Annotated in this window: 10 protein-coding genes; all 10 read right to left on the reverse strand. The window is 38.6% G+C overall.

Features of this window, described 5'->3' with window-relative positions; genetic code table 11:
• Positions 1-143 precede the first annotated feature (143 nt).
• The 10 genes from H6W53_RS11310 to H6W53_RS11350 all read right to left on the reverse strand — a co-directional run bounded on the left by H6W53_RS11310 (position 144) and on the right by H6W53_RS11350 (position 19,941).
• Positions 144-3,566, reverse strand: a complete 3,423-nt coding sequence (locus tag H6W53_RS11310) for a hypothetical protein (RefSeq protein ID WP_185206882.1) — start codon at positions 3,564-3,566, stop codon at positions 144-146.
• Positions 3,567-3,713: 147 nt separating this feature from the next.
• Positions 3,714-4,319 (reverse strand): family 16 glycosylhydrolase, encoded by a 606-nt coding sequence (locus tag H6W53_RS11315; RefSeq protein WP_228457786.1) that lies wholly within the window; start codon positions 4,317-4,319, stop codon positions 3,714-3,716.
• A 32-nt stretch (positions 4,320-4,351) separates the two neighbouring features.
• Entirely contained in the window at positions 4,352-4,540 is a 189-nt protein-coding gene (locus tag H6W53_RS21520; RefSeq protein ID WP_228457787.1) for a hypothetical protein, read from the reverse strand.
• Positions 4,541-4,558: 18 nt separating this feature from the next.
• A complete protein-coding gene (locus H6W53_RS11320) occupies positions 4,559-6,442 on the reverse strand; it encodes a carbohydrate binding domain-containing protein (protein ID WP_185206884.1) in 1,884 nt (627 codons plus the stop codon).
• An 11-nt stretch (positions 6,443-6,453) separates the two neighbouring features.
• Positions 6,454-9,582 carry a glycoside hydrolase family 2 TIM barrel-domain containing protein gene (locus H6W53_RS11325; protein WP_185206886.1) on the reverse strand — a complete coding sequence of 1,043 codons (3,129 nt, stop codon included), beginning with the start codon at positions 9,580-9,582 and terminating at the stop codon, positions 6,454-6,456.
• A 565-nt stretch (positions 9,583-10,147) separates the two neighbouring features.
• Complete coding sequence (locus H6W53_RS11330) at positions 10,148-10,303, reverse strand: T9SS type A sorting domain-containing protein (RefSeq protein ID WP_317169748.1); 156 nt, start codon at positions 10,301-10,303, stop codon at positions 10,148-10,150.
• 20 nt (positions 10,304-10,323) lie between these two features.
• A complete protein-coding gene (locus tag H6W53_RS11335) occupies positions 10,324-14,769 on the reverse strand; it encodes a CRTAC1 family protein (RefSeq protein ID WP_185206888.1) in 4,446 nt (1,481 codons plus the stop codon).
• A 438-nt stretch (positions 14,770-15,207) separates the two neighbouring features.
• Entirely contained in the window at positions 15,208-16,341 is a 1,134-nt protein-coding gene (locus H6W53_RS11340; protein WP_185206890.1) for a HupE/UreJ family protein, read from the reverse strand.
• Between the two features lie 4 nt (positions 16,342-16,345).
• Positions 16,346-17,713, reverse strand: a complete 1,368-nt coding sequence (locus tag H6W53_RS11345; protein WP_185206892.1) for a DUF3500 domain-containing protein — start codon at positions 17,711-17,713, stop codon at positions 16,346-16,348.
• 26 nt (positions 17,714-17,739) lie between these two features.
• Positions 17,740-19,941, reverse strand: coding sequence for a TonB-dependent receptor (locus tag H6W53_RS11350; RefSeq protein WP_185206894.1), 2,202 nt, complete (start codon positions 19,939-19,941; stop codon positions 17,740-17,742).
• Positions 19,942-19,985 lie beyond the last annotated feature (44 nt).

Genomic DNA, 19,985 nt, shown 5'->3' on the forward strand with positions numbered 1-19,985 from the left:
GATATGAAAATCAATTATTTATAACAGGCACTTCGACAAGCTCAGTGTGACACCTCTAATACTAAACGCTTGATTTCTAGCGATGTCAAGCTGAGCCTGTCGAAGCTTTAGGTTAATAAACGGACAATCAATTTTTTTTTTCATTATTTCAACTGTTCTTTTTTAATTTTCACTTTAATCAAAGAGATTTTTCCGTTTCTTTTGAAGATATTTTCGGAGTCTTCTTGATTGATGGTTAAACTGCTCTCTATTTTTGCTTCGCATTGTTCATTAAAAATTTCTACGCTTTCGTTTTCCGAAATTTCATAAATCACCGGAACTTCGCATTTGGTGAAAAACAAAGCATTTTCGGGTAATTTCAGTGATGAAGCATTGGATTTCACATCAAAATATTCGATGGTTTTTTCTTCGGTTAAGAACTCTTCTTTTCTTAATAAATCGGGCTTAAACTGCAATTGTCCGTCTTTTACCACGATTCCCAATTCTCCGAAACGGCTCAGCAAGTCTTCTTTTACCTGTCCCGTCATTCCCGGTTGTTGTGCGCCTTTTCCGAATGGCGTGTGCGAATAGGCATCGGTTGGAAATGCGCCATACAATTCTGGAGATTTGTGAACGCCGATTCCTTCGTTGATTTCGTAGAAATGTTCCAGTAATCTTCCCACCGTTTCTTGTGAAGCATTTTCATTGATGGCTTTTTGGCAAACTTCCATTACGGCTAACAATAATTTGGAAACCATATGCCAATAAATGGAGCCTAAACCTTCGTACCCGTAGAATGTGCCGCTTCTTCCGGTAAATTCTTTATGATTAAAAACTTCTTCAAAAATTCCTAAAATCAAGGCTTTTTCCTGATTTTCAACCTTTAAATCATCTAAAGCTGATTCTAGATCTCCTGCATTTTTGAAATTTCCATTAAAATGATAATTTCCTAACACATCTTTTTCGATGATCTGCGTGTTTTTTTCGGAAACCAATTGTTGAAGCAATGCTGATTGCTGCACTAAATTTTCCGGAATGCTGTTTCTTTCTAAAAATCCTTTCAATTGCTTGTTAGGATACAATAAATAGCTGTATTGATCCTCCCGGAACAACGCTGAATTTTTCAATGCGTCCAAAACTTTTAAGCCTTCTTCGGAAGTCAGAAATTGGGAACTCAACACGGCAACTTGTCCTTCCAACATTTCGCTGAGATACGAAACCGCAACCGATTTATCATTGGATGTCATCAAATTATAGGCGTGATACAAACCGTCTTTTCTTTCGTTGGCTTTGATGGAATGTTCCAAAAACTGCAACGAAAGGTTGGTAAATCGTTGTAAACCTTCCAAAGAAACGGTTCGTTTTTTACCCAAAAACCCTTTCTGATACACGTGATTTCGGTATTCCGAAGCGACTTCTCCGAATACATCGAGGATTTTTTTGCGGTCTTCGTTGCTAATATTTCCTTCCAACAAGTGAAGATTTTCCTGAAAACCTTCTCGTATTTTTTTGTAAAAATCGACCAGTTCGCTGGAGATTTGTACATTTTCCAAAGCCGAATTTTCAAAAACAGTCTGGAAAAATTTCATCATTCTTCTTAAGTAATACAGCGTCACCATCGAAACACCGTTTCCAACCAAAGCGTTGTTGGCATCGTTCCATTCCGGACGTTGCGTGTTCATCCAGATGCCGCCTTCCAAAATGAAATTGGATAATTTGGCGAGAACGGTTGCGAGTATTTTTTCGGTGAAATTCACCTTCAAAACGTCTCCGTTTTCGTCACAGAGCAAAGCACCGTCTGCTCCGATTTCTTTTCTTCTTTCGTGAATTGTTGAATCCAAATCGAAATCAAAATCAATGGTATCTTTCGGATTTTTCAGGATTTCGGCGTAGGATTTTATTTTGTACGGAACATTGGCGTACACGAAATATTCTTTGTCTAAAAGTGTTTCTAAAGAATTTGGGAAATAATTTTCGGCAAATTCTAAAAATTTCAACAGATAAATGATCTGATGATCGCCCCAATATCCGATGTAGCTCCAAGGATCGTCGGCTTCTATGGTTTCCCAATCGAAACCGTCTTTGGTTACCCGATACGGATTGTACCCGTCAAAAGTCGTTGCATTCAGGAATTTAAAAATCATTCCTTCGATAAAATACGGATAGGAATGCGCTAAAGCTTCCCAATTTTGGAAAATATCTCTCCAGTTTCCTTCATAATCGAGGATTTTAGAACCGTTAATTTCACTTCTGGTATTGATCGAAAATTTGTTCCAAGGACGGGAAGGATCGCCGTGACGGCGGGAAAATTTGAGCGGTAAATATTCTTTAGCCAATCTTATGAAATCAGCATCTTCTGTATTTTTTAACGATTCATTTAATTCAAAAAGACTAAATTTTTCTGGAAGATTATTTAAAATTTCTTTTGAATGATTGAATATATTTTGATTCGCTTTTTCTAAATATTTGGAAAAATCCCACTTTTCGATGGTGTAATTGTCATCAAAAATTCCGCCGCGCATAATGTTAAACAACGTATTGGAAAAATGTCGGCTGTCTCGCAGATCGTCATTGGTAAACTGCAATCCATCGGCAGAAGCGACTAGTTTTTTGAGATTTTCTGTGCCTAAATCAATATCGTTCTGGATTTTTTCAGCAAGATTTTTTTCGTTTTTAATGCGTTCAATCCAACCGATTACATTGGATTGAGACTGATTAATATTGGCGATAAACCACCATTCTTTCTCATCATTTGTGTTTAATTCTAATTCCTGCTGAATAAAATAGGCTCCTTTTTCGCCTTTAATATCGTTTTCCTGTGTAATTTTTTCACCTTTTCTGAAATTTTTCAACTGAAATGAAGACAGCAAATACGTTGGATTTTCTGTCCCAGTGGAAAAAACGGTGTTTGCTTTCAAGGCTTCACTTGGTTCGGCTTTATCCACAATAATGGCACTTAATGCGAAAATTCCGAGTCCGGATGTTGCGTCGAGTTCGGTGCGTTTGTATGCATCGCCCAAATTGCTGACACGGTTTTGCAAATCGCTTCCGATTCCGTACGGTAAAATATTTTGCAATCCGTCTAAAACGGTTATATATTGATTTCCAGCCGCTAAATTTTTGATTTTTGATTTTTTGATGAACCCAAATTCGCTGCTGTTGTTCCATTCATAAGAAAAAGCGAGTGCTAAATCGTGGTTGATTTCTTCAAAAATAATCTTGTTTCCGAATTCGTTTTTATAGACATTTCTCGAAGTGTGAAATTGCGCTTCATTGCGAACGGAAAAAGGTTCCCAAACAATAATTTCCTCTTTTTTATGAACCTGAACCATCGTTTTGCTTCCGGTAATTTCTGCCGATTCGGTGATTTTATCATCGGTGTAGTACGGAAAAAGGGCAAATTCTGAGTTTTTTCTCCCCGCGGAAAGTCCACCATTGCTGGAAACGAACATCCAATGATTGGAATCGCTTACGATGGTCATAAAAAACGGACGCAACGATTCTGCATCGGAGATTTTAAAAAAAACTTCGTGGTTGATTTTTACAGTTTCTAAAGAGGATTCGATATGGGAAATCGTGGATTGCATTAATGTAATTTTGATGAATTATTTTTAAAATTGGTTTGTAAAGCCCTTCCGAAGGAAAAATTTCCTTCGTTGAAATGTTTTGAGAGTCTTGTTTTTGGGAAACCTTACAGGTTTTGAAAGCCTGTAAGGTTTGAGTGGTTTAAAATTTTATTTTGCTTTGTAAACTCTTACATAATCGATGTACATACTTTGAGGGAAAGAGGTTCCGTCCGTTGGAAATCCTACAAAGTTTCCTCCGACTGCCACGTTAAGAATCAGGAAAAAAGGATGATTATACACCCACTCTCCTGAAACATCCGAAGATTTTACGCGATGATAAAGGTATCCGTCTACAAAAAAGTCTATCTGGTTTTCCTGCCATTCTACTCCAAAGACATGGAAGTCCTGATCGAATCTGGCATTTTGTAATCCATAGGCTTTTGTTTTTGCATTTCCTCCGGAATATCCGGGACCGTGAAGGGTTCCGTATACGACATTCGGGATATGTCCTTTCAGTTCCATGATGTCTATTTCGCCACACTGAGGCCATGAAACGGTATTGATATTATCGCCCAACATCCAGAAAGCAGGCCAGATTCCGGGACCATAAGGTGTTTTGATTCTTGCTTCTATTTTTCCGTAAGCATGAGAAAAAAGTCCCTGTGTTTTTACTCTTGCCGAAGTGAAAGCGTTTCCGTTTTTTCTTGCGGTGATTACTAAATTTCCATTTCCGTCTAAAGAAACATTATTGGTGGAATTGGTATACGACTGCAATTCCTGATTTCCCCATCCGTTATCTCCGGTTCCTAAATCGAATGTCCATTTTTTTTATCCGGAAGGCTTCCTGCGGTACCGTTGAATTCGTCACTCCAGACCATCTCAAAGTTTCTGTCGGGAAGCGTTTGTACCGATTCCTGATCGCATGAACTCATCGAAAACAGAAATGCAGGAACAGCCAGAAGTTTTAAAATTTTATTTTTAGGTAAATATTTCATAATTGTTCTTTTAAAATTTTAGTTATGGAAATAAATATTATCAAAGAAAATATCTCCGTTTCCGTCTACTTTGAATTGAATGATGTTGCTGAGTACAACCGGTGAGAAGGAAGACAGAGGAATGTCTACACTTTTCCAGCCATTGGTATTGATCCCAATTCCCGAAGGTACAGATAAAGTATACGGCGTTTCTACAGGACCGGGACTGATTAAATAGAATTTTAAACTTGTAGAATTAGCGGTATAATAATCTATATGAATGAATCCGTAGGATGAAGCGTTAAGCGGACTTGCAAACTGGGTTCCCTGATAGTTTAGTCCTGCATATTTCAGGGTATTGTTTCCTGCTATCGGAGTTTGGGAAACCTGTGTAGACTGTCCCCAGTTCGGGTTAAAATCTGTACCCGCAACGTTTGTATAAGCATCACTGAAAACCGAAAGAACGCTTGCCGCAGCATGAGTTGGTAGAGGTGCAGCCGCAGTCGGCGTTGCAGGAATTATGCTTCCGTCGTTGTAGAAGTAAATATTATCTGCATAAAAATTAGAAATATTGGCTCCTTCGAAAATTATCTGACCGATATGCGCTTTCGTTGTTAACCCTGTAATTGCTGTAATGGGAATATTCAGACTGATCCAGCTCTGACTTTGTAATGAAGCGGTATTTACGGTGTACTGCCCTGTTTTATCATCAGTTCCTCCATATACTCCATCTGCTCCGAAGTCTGCTACTTTTATGGTAAAAGATGATCCTGCCGCTACAGCATTCGGTAAGTACATATCCATGCGTAAATGTGACATGGATGATGCATTTACAGTAGGTGAAGTCATCTGGATTCCCACAAAATTAAAGTTGGTATAGTTAAGCACATGGTCATTATTTACCGTAAAATCTGCTGATTGTGTCGTTTGATAAGGAGCCCAGTATCCGTTGTAATAATCCACCGGAACATTGGTGTATTTATCGCTGAAAATAGAGATGACATTATTTGCTGTCTGTGTAGGTACAGGTGCATGAACAAAATTTCCTGAGGAATTAATGGTAAGGCTTCCTGTTGCCGTATTGCTTCCTAAAGTTGCGGTAATAACAGAAGAACCGGATCCTACTGTACTTACATTTCCAAGCTGGTCTACCGAAGCTACCGCTGCATTGGAAGTTTTAAAGTTGAAATAATACGGAGTAAGGTTCACTGCCTGTGTTGCTCCGTTGGGCATACTGTAAGAAGCAGTAAGTCCGTCTATTTTATTATTAACGCCTACAAAAGAGGTAATTGTTTTGTTGCTTCCGTTCAGGATAGATGCGGACTGATAGGAAATGGTTCCGAGTTTTTCAAATTTCACCTCATCTACCCAAAAGGTATATCCTTTGTTGTTTTCGGGACCTTCGGAATAGAAAAACATTCCTTTTTCCATTTTTAATTTTGAAGGATCAGGAATCGGGATGATTACTTTTTTCCAGTTGGTATTTACCGGAAGTGCAGAAAGGGAAACCTGATATTTGTTTTCACCAAGATCGTTTCCAAAACCGATGATATCTATATTCGCTGCCTGAGTCGCTTTGATCCAGAATGTTAATGCATTGTAATCTGAAAGATCTCTTCCTACAGAGGTGTAAAAAGATCCTCCTGCATAAGCTCCTTCGGGACTTCCGTAATCCGGAACGGCAAATTTCATGGAAGTGGTTCCTGAATATTTTACCTGTGTGTCTACATCAAATGCTTTTACATCGGATCCTCCGAAGGCGGAATAATTTAACCCTGAACTGAAGGCATCCATAAAAACTTCCGGATTTTTAGGATATTCTGCCGTTTCAAGCTCGCTGATGTCTCTCTGACAGCCAAAAGCCATTAAAAGTGAAGCACTTAATAATACTTTGGTGAATTTATGTCTGAATATATTTTTCATTTTTGTACAAGTTATTTACCGATATTGATTTGAATATACGTTCTTATTTCCCATTCGTTTCCGTTCGGGAATCCGATTGCGGTAGGATCAGGAACCCAGTTTCCGGCACCGTTTATGGTATAAGTAGGTGCATATCTCGGAGAATACTGATCTAAAGTTCTGTAGGTACCGCGAACTCCGATTCTTGTTCCCGGAAGGATCCACCATTCGGGTTTTCCTATTTCAAGGGAGAGATCTCCCATGAGCTGCATCGGGAAAGTAAGGTTATAATCTCTGTGGTAATCGTAAGGTCCCCAATCGTTCAGTTTGAATGCGGTAACAAATTTTAATTTTTTGTAAATGGTTCTCAGCTCCAATCCGAATCTTTCAATTTTTCTGGTATCGCTTCCGTTTGCCTGTGCCGTTCCACCATAAATGTTGGCTATCACTCCGAAATCGGAGCTTACTTTAGAAACAATTCTTGCATTGGCCTCCCAAAGATTGGCTGCCGGTGCAGCTCCCGGAAATGCAAAAGTGGTTCTTCCGTCCGGTAAAATTCCTATTGCAGCATCCTGTGTTGTCGGTAAATGTCTGTACACAAATCCTGTACTGAATGCAAATGGTGCATCTTCTGTTTTATCGCTGTCCCACGCGTACATCCATGTAGCCGGAGTAGGATCATACGTGAAAAGGATTTCTCCTGCGGTCTGCTCGCGGTTTGCTCTTACTACAAAAGGATCCTGCAGTATATTTCTTGGTCTTCCCGGTGCAGGTGCGTCCATTGGAACCGGTCCTTCGATCGGCTTCTGCCAAAGGAAATTAGGTGCGATCTGGAAATTTCCGATATTATAGGTGAATCCTGAAAGGACGTTATACTGGTTTCCGCTTCCGCTGTCTTTTAATCTCCATCCGGTAAAGGTCTGTGTGTAATCTGCTCCTCCATTGGCAACCAGACCCATCATGGCTCCCTGTGCGTACCAGTTGAATTTTCCGCCTGCGTAGGTAAATTTGGCTTTTCCACCCCAATTGTCTTTCCCGCTGATCTGATCCTGATAAATGTTTCCGTCTCTGTATAACTGGAATGTTCTTCCGTTAAGCGGCTGTCCGCCCCAGATTCCTCCCAGATCAATTCCGAAGTTTCCGAATTTTCTCTGAACTGCTAATGTTACTCTTCTGGTTTTAGGCTGCGGAATGGCAAATGAACTTTGTGTATCTCCTCTCTGATCCAGATCTTCATGATAGATTCCTGTAAGATCGAATTTTCCTGCTTTTCTTGAGTATTTTACCAACAATGCAGGGTTGGCTCCCCACCAAAGTTCCGGTCCGAAAGCGACTTTCAGCCCATTGATTTCTTTTTTTCCTGTGAATTCAAAACCGAAAGGGGCTTCTCCGTTGTAGATGTCCATATTAGGACCGTAATTGGCTTCAGGATAGAGTCCGAAAAGATCGCCTTCGTATCCCCAATGGTAATGCCCTGTTCTGTAGAACCCGTGAAGATCAAAATATTTCTGATTCCATGTATAACTTGCGTTGTAGACCTGAATTCTGTTGAGATCTCTCATTGTGGTTGTGGTTCCGTCTGCATTCATTACCTGAATTGCTCTTCCTCTGTTTTCATAAAATATCTGGTCGATAGGATTTTCTGCCACATTTCCCAGAATATTAAAGTTAACATTGGCTCTCATATTGGCTGTGGGATTTCCTTCTATTCCCACGTAATAGGATTGCATATGATCAAAGCCCTGTCTGTTCGGATAGGATGTATAGGCATCTGTTTTTTCTTTTGGTGTGGTGATAAGACTTCCTCCGGTGTTGAAGGTTGAAAAATCTGCTCTCAGATTGCTGATTCTGATCATATCACTGCTTTCTCCTTTCAGAGCAGCTTTATCGCCTGTTGCTCTCAGATTTGCATCGGTAATATTGATGTCATTAAAATAGTTTTTAACCGCACCAGAAGACTTCATTTGGGTACTTTCGTAAGGATTGTACTGATGAACCTGCTTTAAAGTATAATATGCACTTCTGGGATACAACTGATAATGTCCTGTTGCATCTGTTTTTCCTTTGGCGCAGATTCCGAACCATTCTTCGTTCATGTTATTTTCGCCTTTACGGAAATCTCTGATGTATCCTCCGTTGCTCCACGATGCATTGGTATTGTGTACCTCCAGATCTTCGGTCTGTTTGTATTTCCACCAACCGTCGCTAAACTGGAATGTGAATCCTCCCAGTGCATTTCCCGCTTTTCCCAAGCCGGCTGCATTTTCATAGATTTCCTGCCAGTTTCCGAGCAGATAATAAGACTGTGCATCCTGATCTTCTTTTTGAGAAAGTTCGTTAAAGGAGTCTGCTCCAAATTCGGTGAAGAGAACAGGTTTTCCGTATTCTGTTTTTACTTTCAGGAAGAGATCGCCAAAAGAAACGCCACGGTATACATTGGTTCCGAAAATATCTACATCTTTACATTCCTGAGCAATGATGTCTAAAAACAGGGTGTCTCCGTTACATAAAGCAACAGGATGGTTCTGATCTAAAGATTTTATTTCTAAAGCTGCCTGATTGAAGAGCTGATACATCGGGATTGCTTTCTGGGTAGATTTTCTGTCCTTCATAGGAATATCTTCCGTTTCTGCGCCTTCCCAGAATAAGCCATAATTGTTTTCGTTTCCTAAAAGGTACAGCAAAAGTCCCGGTGTATTTTTATACTGTTCTGCCAGTTCTATGGTTTCTTTCAGTAAAAGTTCTCTGGTTGCAGGGTTTGCGTAATCTGTGTTTGCCACCCATGAGCCATTTACGGTAAGACCATATCTTCCGAAAGAATGGTTAAGCATAGTGTAAATTCCATAATTTTCGTAGATATACGTAATCCACTTTGCCGGAATTCCAGTGTAGATTCTTACAGCATTTACGCCCATATTTTTCAGAAGCCCCATTTCATCATCCAGAGCTTTTTTGATGAAATCATCGGACTGTTTCCAAAGGGAATAGTTGTAATTGGTTCCGACAGGATAGTAATCCCAGTTCATTCCGTTTACAATGAAAGGTTTTCCGTTCACTTCTAATTTTTGTCCGTCTGTGTTATTCGCCACCTCAACTTTCTGGGATTGTGCGTGGGAAAGATGAGCGCCGATACAGACTAAGAAAAATAATATTCTTTTCATTATGTTATATAATTTCTATTCAGTTTTATAATTCGGACAAGACCTCTTATTTAATGATGAATCGTCTTTGCCTAATTTAAAAATGTTAACAATTAGTTCATAAATAATATGTATATACATTTGATATACACAAATAAACTATTGAATGTCAAATACTTAAATGGAAATAAAGAAGCAATAAAATCATTTTCAGATCAAAAAATCAGTTGAATTCTATGAAATTGAATTAAGAATTATTTAACATTTTACAGCTCCTAATAGGACATTTTTTAACATTCAGATAAAAATATTGAAATGAGAAATGGGCTTTAAAATTTCACATTTTTGAGAATTTTCAAACAATCTATTTTCAAAATATTTTGTAAAAATTCTATTTTCAGGGTTAAAATTTTCTGAGAATTTCTGAAATTAAAATAATGATTTTGGCGAAAATTATTTATAAGCACATCTGCTTTTTAAGACAAAAAAAACCATCCGAAAATTTCGAATGGTCTGACTGAAATCAATGATTTAAATTTTGCTTTTTCTATGCTGACTCAATAGGATAAGCCTAAAAACTGAAAGATTATTCTCTAAATTTAACGATCATTTTTTTGGTATACGCTTTATTATCTGAATCTGTAACTTTCAGCAGATAATATCCTTTAATCTGTAAAGGCAGATCTATTCTCACTTCTTCTGAGGCACTGAAATTCTTTTCTAAAATAAGAACTCCGTTCACATCAATAACCTCAGCTTTTATTATTTTTTTCTTGTGTATTCTGAACCTTTTCTGTGTTCCAGTCTTATAAATGCAACATCGTTTACAGGATTTGGATACAGATGAACGACTGTCATTTCCTGTTCTTGTGCTTTAGACTGAATGGTATTAGTTACCGTATTGGTTTTCAGAAGGTTTTCGTCATCAAATGCAATGAATGCACTGTTTTTAATTTTTGTATCTTCTTCTAATCCTTTTTTAGGAAGAATGGAGAAGGTAACATACCCCTGAGATCGGTCTGAATCTTCTGAAGTAGGCGGTAAAAACACATTTTCCAGCTTAAACGTGATCTTATTGTCTATAATTTCCACAGATACGTTATCATGACTTGCAGACACCATTTTAAAGGTATTGATGTTCAATTCCTGCGGAATGTTATCTATAATGGATACATTCTGAGTAGCAAAATTTCCTACGTTTTCAAATCTGATGGTATAGGTAAGCAACTGATCGGGTAATATATATCCTTCTGTTCCATAGCCTTTCGGAGAAACCAAAATATCATTAGGATCTATCGCTCCATAAACAGGGTATTTTTGCATCAGCAGGTTATCATCTATATTGCAGTCTACCGATGAGTTTACAATTTCTCCTTTAAAGTCTAATTCATCACCCACTGAAACGGATGCATCTGTACCGGTCATAAAGCTAATGACTTTATTGTTAAAAGGATTTAAAGATCCCATGCTCCAGGAATATCTTGTATAATTTTTTGAATTTTCAACAAAGCTTTCCTGCTGCGCAATCGGTAAGGACGGACTGATAATATTTACAGAGGAAGGTACTGTAAATTTTAAAATGCTTGAATTGGATATATTACGGGACTGATTGCTTACTACAATTTTAAACTGGTTATTGGTATATCCTTTTCGGATAGCCGTTCCTCCCATATTTATTTTTAAATCTGTATCGTTACAGGTTGACGTTGCAGCGATAAATATTTTTTGGGAAGGCTGATAATTGGTCAGATCGAATACTTTGGAACCTGCACTTAATCCGTTCTCTTCTAAAATTCTCAACTCAACATCATTCTGAGTGGTATAAAAGCTGAATGTAGCGGCATCACTGGAATATACTTTGGCATTGGTAGGCACCACTTTAATAGCCGCTCTTGAAACGGTAGGTTCGCTATCCTGTTTCACCCCGTCGTTATTGGTGTCAAAATAAACGATTCCGGAAACTTTTGTCTGTTGGGGCTCTACGATTTCGAGTATTTGATTGGCAGAAATATTCGTCAGTTTCTGAATGATTCCACTCGCCCATTTAACGGTGATCGTATTGATGGTTGCTGCGTTTCCTAATCCAAAATGCTGTGTATAGCTGCTTTGTCCTCCAAAACCACTCTGGCTGTTTACTTCTCTCATCTGCGTTCTGTTGCCTGTTTCTACAAATATTTTTGTTCCGATGGCAGAACCATTGCTTTCTGTGGCTTTCAGATTAATTTCCAGCCATTTATTGGTATTTCCGTTATTGATGAAAATGTGATTTTTCTGATTGGAATGCGTTGCCACGGCAAGATCCAGATCGCCGTCGTGATCGTAATCGCTCCATGCGTGTCCGAAAGAAAGTCCGAAATTATAGGTAATTGCTTCGTCTCTGTTTTCGGTAAAATTTCCGTTTCCGTCGTTAAAATAAAGGAATTTTCTGATTCTGTCATTGGTTACAAACAAGTCTAAATCTCCGTCATTATCAATATCTGCAAAGCTGCATCCGTGAGAACTTCCTCCCTGATTAACAATAGAATTGGTTATTTTCTGGAAATTTCCGTTTCCTAAATTTTTATACAGGAAATTGGTTGTTGTGTTGGAATTGGTTACGAATAAATCCAAATCTCCATCATTATCTATATCTCCCCAACAGCTTCCTACAGATTTTCCGCCTTCCTGATTAATGATGTTATTTTTCTTGGAGAAGGTTCCGTTTCCGTCGTTATGGAATAAAGAGTTCTTATTTCCGCTTCCATTAGGGACAAATAAATCCATCAGTCCGTCCTGATCATAATCTGCCCATGTTGGTCCAAGAGAAGAATTGGCTTCTAGCGGAATGGCATCTGTAGCTTCTTTTACAAAGCTTCCGTTATTTGTATTTCTGTGCAGCTCATTGTATTTTGTAGGGAAATAATTACACATAAATACATCTGCTTTGTTATCATTATCATAATCTGCAAAGGCACCGCCATGATAATAGGAAACATCCTGAGTAAAAGATTTGGTATTGTCTGCGACCAATGTACCGTTGTCATTTCTGTAAAAACGGTTGGGATTTCTGGTATTGTTAAGAACCAATAAATCTTCATCTCCGTCATTATCCACATCTGCCCAGGTGCTGCTCATAGAAACCCCGTCTTCAGGTAAAACCTGCCCTGCTGTAAAGCCTCCGGCTGTATTATTCATAAAGATTCGGTTAGGAGAAGTAAGTCCCATATCTGTAATGTATATATCATCATAACCATCATTGTTGATGTCTACCCAACTGATGGTCCATGAGTTGGAGGTGAATGAATCAAACAACGGATTTTCAAGACGTGAAAATATCAGCTTTGAAGTATTAGTTGTCTGTACAGATACCGAATTCGCAATGGTTGACTGCTGTGTTTCTCCGTTCACTTTTCCTGTTATCACGGTTTCAACGGTGGAATTAAGCGTGGTTCCTACCAGTTCTCCGTTATTGGCACCTACGGTTGCTACCACTTTGGTTTCAATCTGATACGTAGAGTTCGGCTGTAAGGTCGGTAAGTTATTATATTCTACTTTTGTTTTGTCATTAAGTTCTGTAACAACACCCTGTGTTTGGGATTGATTTGGGTTAATGATTTTCGATTCTACTACTTTAAGTCCTTCCTGTACAATAACTTCTACCGAAGGATTTGTTACTTCCCCGCCCGTTTTAACCTGAGAAACTACGGTTGCCTGTTCGGTCGGGATGAGCGCATCGTCGCTTACGTTGCTTGTCTGGGTGAAAGAATGTCCTAAAGAACTTCCGGTATAGCACATCCAGTTATCATTAAAATTACTGTTCATCACCGCAATATCATTATTACTTTCCACGATCAGATAAGGTCTTTCTGATCCTGAAGCTGTTCCTGTTCCGTTGTAAAATGCTTTCCATTCATTTAGACTTATGGAGCAGTCTGCGTATTTCTCGGGAGTAATAGTAAATGTTTTATTAAATTTTGTCCCATTGGTTAAAGCATCTTTTACGGTAACGGTAGCTCCTGTTTTTGAAAATAAATACAGGTGAGAAAAGGAACCGTTATACTTTGATCCTGTTAAGGGGTTGGTTACATTGGTTTCATTACCCGGAGGTGCAATATAGGTCAGGAACTTTTTTCCTGCCGTTGTTCCGCTTTCGGAAGAAACCATTGTTGCCATATCGGAGGTTCCCGGAGAACCGGTTTCAAACCAATTTCCTTCAAAAACAGAGACTTTTTTTCCTGCGGTGCAGGTAACTCTGAAGACGGTAGGATAAGAAACGTTTCCATTGGTCTTTCCCACCCAGTCTCCCGCGGCTAACCGATTGAGAGAGAAGGTTTGTACAGGTACCCAGTTTCCGTTTACAAAACGATCCAGTTTCACGGTATTGGCATTGTCCCAGCTCACAATTCTTATTTCCTGTTCACCACCCGACTGATAAGGAACCGCGAAATACATCAGTTCTCCGGAAGAGCTTCCATTGGATGTAGGCACATATCCTCCTCCGTCCCGCTCATTTCCGAATAAGGCTCCGTACTGCACCGTTACGGGCTTATTGGCAACCAGCATATACGTTTCTCCAGAAATCATCGCATCCCTTCCTTCCGGAAAGCTGTAAATTAAATCCTGCCCAACGTTCAGTGTTTTAGAAAAAACTTTAACGGGATTTTCAGCATCAACATCTGTAAAACCTGTATTTGTTTTTGCCTGAGTAGAGATTTTGTAAAAGTCTATTACGGTATTATTCTGATAGGCAAATACATTGATGTCTCTTTTGGAAGAGGTAATCATGGGAGCATACACAATAAATTTCTGCCCGATAGAGCTTTTATCCACACTCGGAACCCAGTCGTGCTGCCAGTCGCTGTTTGTACTTTGGGAAGCATACACCAGTTTATTGGATTTAACAATAAAATAGTCTCCGTCCCATTTTAAAACACCACCGGAAGCATAACGGGCATCATCATTAATCCCATTGTCTTTAATATACAGGACGTAGCTCTGCCCTGCTTTTAATACTCCGGTTTTAGAATCATCCGTATCTCCGTCCGCGCCATCATCAATGATATTAAATTCCGTATCATCGTAGATAGCCGTTACCACTAAACAGACGTTTCTTTGTACGGCATCGTTATTTGGTGGAACATAAATTTGAAAATAAGTTGAGGGTTCTCCTGTTGCATAGAGATTATTTACTCCTAAAAAAAGAATAAATAAAAAGAATAAATTTTTCATACTTGCTGCTATTTTAGGTAGTAGACCGCATTCAACAAATATGCTTGTTTTAAAATGTATTGATTTTCAAAAGCTTACAATTTTTTCTTTGAAAAAAAATTCCAAAAAAAAGATTTTGTTTCATTTTTTGGAATTTTAAAGAGTTTATTGGCTCAATGCAAATAGTATGCAACAATACCCTTCTGAAAATCAGAATAAAAAAAATTAATTATAGAAAATACAAGACTCAGAACTGTTATAGCTTCTATGCATGATTTTACAACAATCACAATATTTGCTTTTAGCAATTAGATGAAACAACAGGAAAAATTAAAGAGAAGATGCTTTCATCCTCTCTTTACTAAAATCTAAAAATCAAACACTTAAACCTCTTTCATTTTCCAGATCATGGAATGGGTAAGTTTTCAGAATTTTTAAAACAAAATCCTCATCTCCTTATTATTGCAGGAAACTTTCTACTCTTTCATACATCCAGTAACAGGCCATTACAATCACAAAAACTGAAACGGCAGATCTGTAAAGATCAATATTTTTAAACCTATTAGAAACATAGAGGATAATGGGAAAACTTATCAGTACAATCAGGATCTGCACCAATTCTATTCCTATATTGAAGCCTAAAACACTCCAGATGAACTGACTGATATCCAGATTAAAAAACGTAATGGTATTGGCAAAAGCAAATCCGTGCACAAATCCGAAAAGCAGGGCAATAAGAACTTCTTTCCCGAAAAAGATGGGTTTGGAGATGTTGATTCCGGACAGTAAAATGGTAATCGCAATCCCGATCTCTATATTATTCGGGTTGATATTTATTAACTGTATGGCTCCCAAAATAAGCATCAGTGAATGTCCTACGGTAAAAGCGGTTACGATCTTTACCACTCTTTTTACCGCAGATTTTTTATTGTGCAGAAGTTTCCATTTTCTGTCTTCTACAAAAAATGGGGCAACCAAAAGCAGGGAAATTAAAAACAAAATATGATCTTTCCCTTCTAAAATATGCTTGAAACCCATTTCAATCATGCTTTTGAACCCTGTAAAAAAGCTTCCTTCCTCTAATGATATATTCAGAGGCTGAATATTTCCGTCCAGATCCCGCGCTGCAACCCCCAGAATCTGATTAGAATTCTGTACTCCTTTTTCCCAGTCGGAAGCCAATCCTATAATCGATTTGTGATTATAGATCTGGTGTACAAAGGCATCGTAATGAAGGGTGAAATCTCGGGTATCTTCTTTTTTTTGTGGTTTTGCCGTAATCCTGAAATCTATTTTATCATAGAGCCCGACCACAGAATCCCGTGTTCTGGAGATCTTATAATCAACAAGTTTTATATTCCAGAATCTGTTCTCAGAGGAAATTTTGATATGATTCTTAAAATACTCCTGAATTTTTTTTTTCTGATCCGGTGTTATTTTACCGTTGAAAACGATTTCAAAATCACGAAGCGGCGCAGTAATATCAATCGCCGCACCGCTCGGATACATATGAAACATGACCTTCGTATCCGGCAGCGGATGCGCCGATGCAAAGACTGAAAAAAAGACAAATAAAAGAAACAGTTTCTTCAACCCTTTATTTTTTGATGAGTTTTTGTCCGCTTGTTTTTGTACCATTGTGTTGTATATTGAAGGTATAAACTCCTTTTTCAAGACTGCTTAAGTCGGCAGAGACAGAATTTTGTCCTTTCGGCAGATTGTTCTTTTCTATGCTCTTCACTAATCTTGCGCTTTGGTCATAGATGTTGATTTTTGTATTTCCTTTTTCTGAAGCTGTAAAGTTAAAAGTAGCAAAATCCTTTACCGGATTAGGATAAATCATAGGTTTAGAAATGGAAGTATTGGTTTCATTCGTAGATAAGGTATTTCCTGTTCCTCCGTAATCTGTAGTGTGATCTCTCCAAATGCTGTGAGGATGTTTCGGAGTAAGGATGATTCCGTTCTGTACAGAATATTCTATCCATACCGATGGTCCGTCTATTCTTACATAACCGTTCTGGTTGGTCAGTGTGGCATCGGTAGACCATGCAATGTATGTATTATCCAGTTCATTATTATATTTTGCCATAATGGTTGCCGCATTCGTATCGTCCACATCATTTACGTAAGTTGCAATTGCATTGTAAACGAGCTGTTTCTGAGCTGTTGTTAAATTGCTTACTTTCAGTCCGGATTTGGTGGTCGGGAACAGCCAGTCTTTTCCGGGACCGCAGACCAAATCGGTATACGTTGTGGAAAGCTGTGCAGTAGTAAGCTGTGCGGAAGATAATCCGGACAACATATTCACAAGAGCGGTTTTTTCTTCAATCATTGGTTGGTAGGTTGCCGAATTATAAGTAAAAGAGGCAAAAGGTTCTGCTGCACCGAAAGAAGGAGTTGCCCCCACAAGAATTCCGTTGATATAGGTGTTGGAAACCGTTCTGTGATGTCCTGTCATCTGGATTTCAAAAGTTCCTGATAAAGATGGAGTTCCGAAAAACCCGATATAAAAATTACCTTCTCCGTAAGTGGTTCCGCCTCCGTTGTTTGAAAGATAATTGTCTGCCATCCAAAGTCCGTAGATCTCGTTATAGCCTTCGTTTCCTGTTCCGGATAAAGCCTGAATGAGATTTCTGGCAGCGGTTAACTGAGCCGTTGTAAGAGTTCCCATTTTCAGTCCGATTCTTGGGGACATAGCAGCAGGAAGATTAGACCATGTTTTTGCATTGGCATACGTATAAGCCAGCTCCAGCGTTGCAATCTGCGAACTGGAAAGGGTGGCTTTGAAGGCATTGGCAAGATCAATAATCTGTTGTGTGGTAACCACTGTTTTCGCAGCTTTATTTTTCTTGGCAATATTCGTCATAAATGCTGCTTTTGGGGTTTCTGTATTCTTTTTAAAAAAGCTGAAAAATGAAATCGCCGCAACAGAAGTGGCTACGGTGATGCTGAATAGTGTTTTCATTGTATAAGTGTTTAAATTATAGGTCTCTAAAAGTTGTATTTTAAAATCAATCGTGCATTAAAGGGCGTTCCTGCGGTATAATGGATCTCTTCCACGCTTTCGGTTTCGTTTTGAAGACGGCTTTCGGTGAGGAACTGGGTTTCTTTCCATTTGGTGTTGAAAATATTATCGATATTAATTCCCACAGAAACTTTTCTGAACTGATAATTCACAGAAAGATCGGTGATAAAATACCCTTTCGCTGTTACAGAATTATCCTCATTCGCAGGACGGTCTCCTAAATATCTTGCATTGATGCTTCCTGAAAAACGGTTAAGATTTTTCACGGATAATCCGCTGACAAAGGTAGTTTTGGGAGCAAGAGGAATGTAATCGTTCCCTTTGGCTTCTTGTATGGCTCTTGCATGGGTGTAGGTAAAATCGGTATTCCAGAAAAGCCAGTTGTTCAGCTGATAACGCAATCCCACATCAAAACCTTTTCTTGCTGTTTTTCCTGAGGGTTCCACCACCGCTTCATCGCCTACATAAACAAATTCCTGTTCGAGAAAAAGATACCACAATGAGGCGTTTATTAATACGTTGGGAAGAGGTTTCCATGAAAATCCTAAATCGGCATTGTAAGAAGCCGGCAGAATGTTTTTCCCTTTTTCGGCAATTACCACTCTTGCATCATTGCTGTGAAAGCCTTTTCCTAACTTCAAAAAAGCATTAAAACCTGTATTAAAAGAGTATAAAAAATTAAGTTTCGGACTAAGAACAGCTTTTGCTTCAGACTGATTCTGATATTTTTCTGCCAATTGATCCACCACATTAAATTTAAAATAATCTACCCTCAATCCTGCATTAATCAGCCACTTTCCGAAAGAAAAATCCCAACTGCCGTACCCGAATACATTAGTCTGATTAATATCTCCCAGACTGAGGTATTGCAAAACGGCCTGTCTGTTCTTGGTATGAGAAAGTTCTACATCTTTATTGTTGTCATTGCGTAAGCCACCCCCTGTTTTAAAGCTGATATTGTCATTTATTTTCCCGTTGTATTCTGATTGAAATCCTACAATCGTTCTGTTTTCTTTCTGCCTGATCTGATCTCCGTTGATGGGATCATTCAGGAAAAAGGTAAAATTGGAGTACAGTTCAAAATCATATTTATTGAAATACACCTGATTTCTGATAAAAGCATCATCATTGATTTTTCTTTCATACTGAAGATTGAAATTGCTTCGGCTTGTTGTGCCTCCTTCCGTATTGTCTATTGCTCCAAAATGCGAAATAAGTCCGCTGTTTACAGCTCTTTCCGGTATCTGTCCGCTTGCATCCCATCTGCTGTTAAAATGCGAAACTGAAACAGACAGTCTGTCTTTATCTGTCAGTCTTGAGGTATATTTTCCAAAAAGGTTGATGCGGTTAAAGTTTTGAGGAGCATCAAAATAATTATCCGTCATTAAAAACTCACCTGCAAAATAGGCTGACTGGTTGTTTTTGTTGAGTAGATTAAAAATACTGTTGGTTCTGAAGGTATTAAACTGCCCGATTTCCAATCCTAAACTGCTTTTGTCGACAAAATCTCTGGTTTTAAAAGCGACAAATCCGGCAGTGGCAAAATCGCCTTTATCCGCAAAATAAGATCCTTTATCAAAATCAATACTTTCTACCGTTTCCGGAATCACGAAATACAGATCAGCATATCCCTGTCCATGAGCGTGAGACACCATGTTTACAGGCATTCCGTCTACAGAAATGGCAACATCGGTTCCGTGATCGGCATCAAAACCACGCAGAAAAATCTGCTCCGCTTTTCCTCCTCCTGCGTGCTGCCCGATAAATAAACCCGGAACTTTCCTCAGCAGATCCTGAGATGAAGCAACAGGCTGTACCTGCAAATCGATTTTCGAAATGGTATTTAAATTTTTTAAATTTTTCGTAATGGTGATTTCTTTGATCTGAAATGATTTTTTTTCTAAGATAATATTCAGGTTTTCCGGATTTTCCAGAACGATCTTTTGGGTCTCAAAATCCTGATGAACAAATTCCAGACTATCTTCCGGGCTTACATTTTCCAACAAAAAATTCCCTGAAATATCGGTATGGGTATGATACAAAGGTTTAGAAATATTCTTTACTAAAACATTTTCTACCGGATGACCGTTTTCATCAGAGATAATCCCCCTGATCGTACTCTGGGAAAAGATTAAAACCGGAAAAAGAAAGAAAAAAAGCAATCTCATTTCGTTTCTGATTTTTGTTGTGGATTTCTAAACCTCACAGGTTT

The sequence above is a fragment of the Chryseobacterium sp. C3 genome, assembly GCF_014218905.1.
Lineage (GTDB): Bacteria > Bacteroidota > Bacteroidia > Flavobacteriales > Weeksellaceae > Chryseobacterium > Chryseobacterium mucoviscidosis.

Excerpts from the sequence above, each read along its gene's own strand:
- H6W53_RS11325 (WP_185206886.1), bottom strand. The coding sequence starts at position 9,582 with ATGAAAAGAATATTATTTTTCTTAGTCTGTATCGGCGCTCATCTTTCC.
- H6W53_RS21520 (WP_228457787.1), bottom strand. The coding sequence starts at position 4,540 with ATGAAATATTTACCTAAAAATAAAATTTTAAAACTTCTGGCTGTTCCT.
- H6W53_RS11335 (WP_185206888.1), bottom strand. The coding sequence starts at position 14,769 with ATGAAAAATTTATTCTTTTTATTTATTCTTTTTTTAGGAGTAAATAAT.
- H6W53_RS11350 (WP_185206894.1), bottom strand. The coding sequence starts at position 19,941 with ATGAGATTGCTTTTTTTCTTTCTTTTTCCGGTTTTAATCTTTTCCCAG.
- H6W53_RS11310 (WP_185206882.1), bottom strand. The coding sequence starts at position 3,566 with ATGCAATCCACGATTTCCCATATCGAATCCTCTTTAGAAACTGTAAAA.
- H6W53_RS11345 (WP_185206892.1), bottom strand. The coding sequence starts at position 17,713 with ATGAAAACACTATTCAGCATCACCGTAGCCACTTCTGTTGCGGCGATT.
- H6W53_RS11320 (WP_185206884.1), bottom strand. The coding sequence starts at position 6,442 with ATGAAAAATATATTCAGACATAAATTCACCAAAGTATTATTAAGTGCT.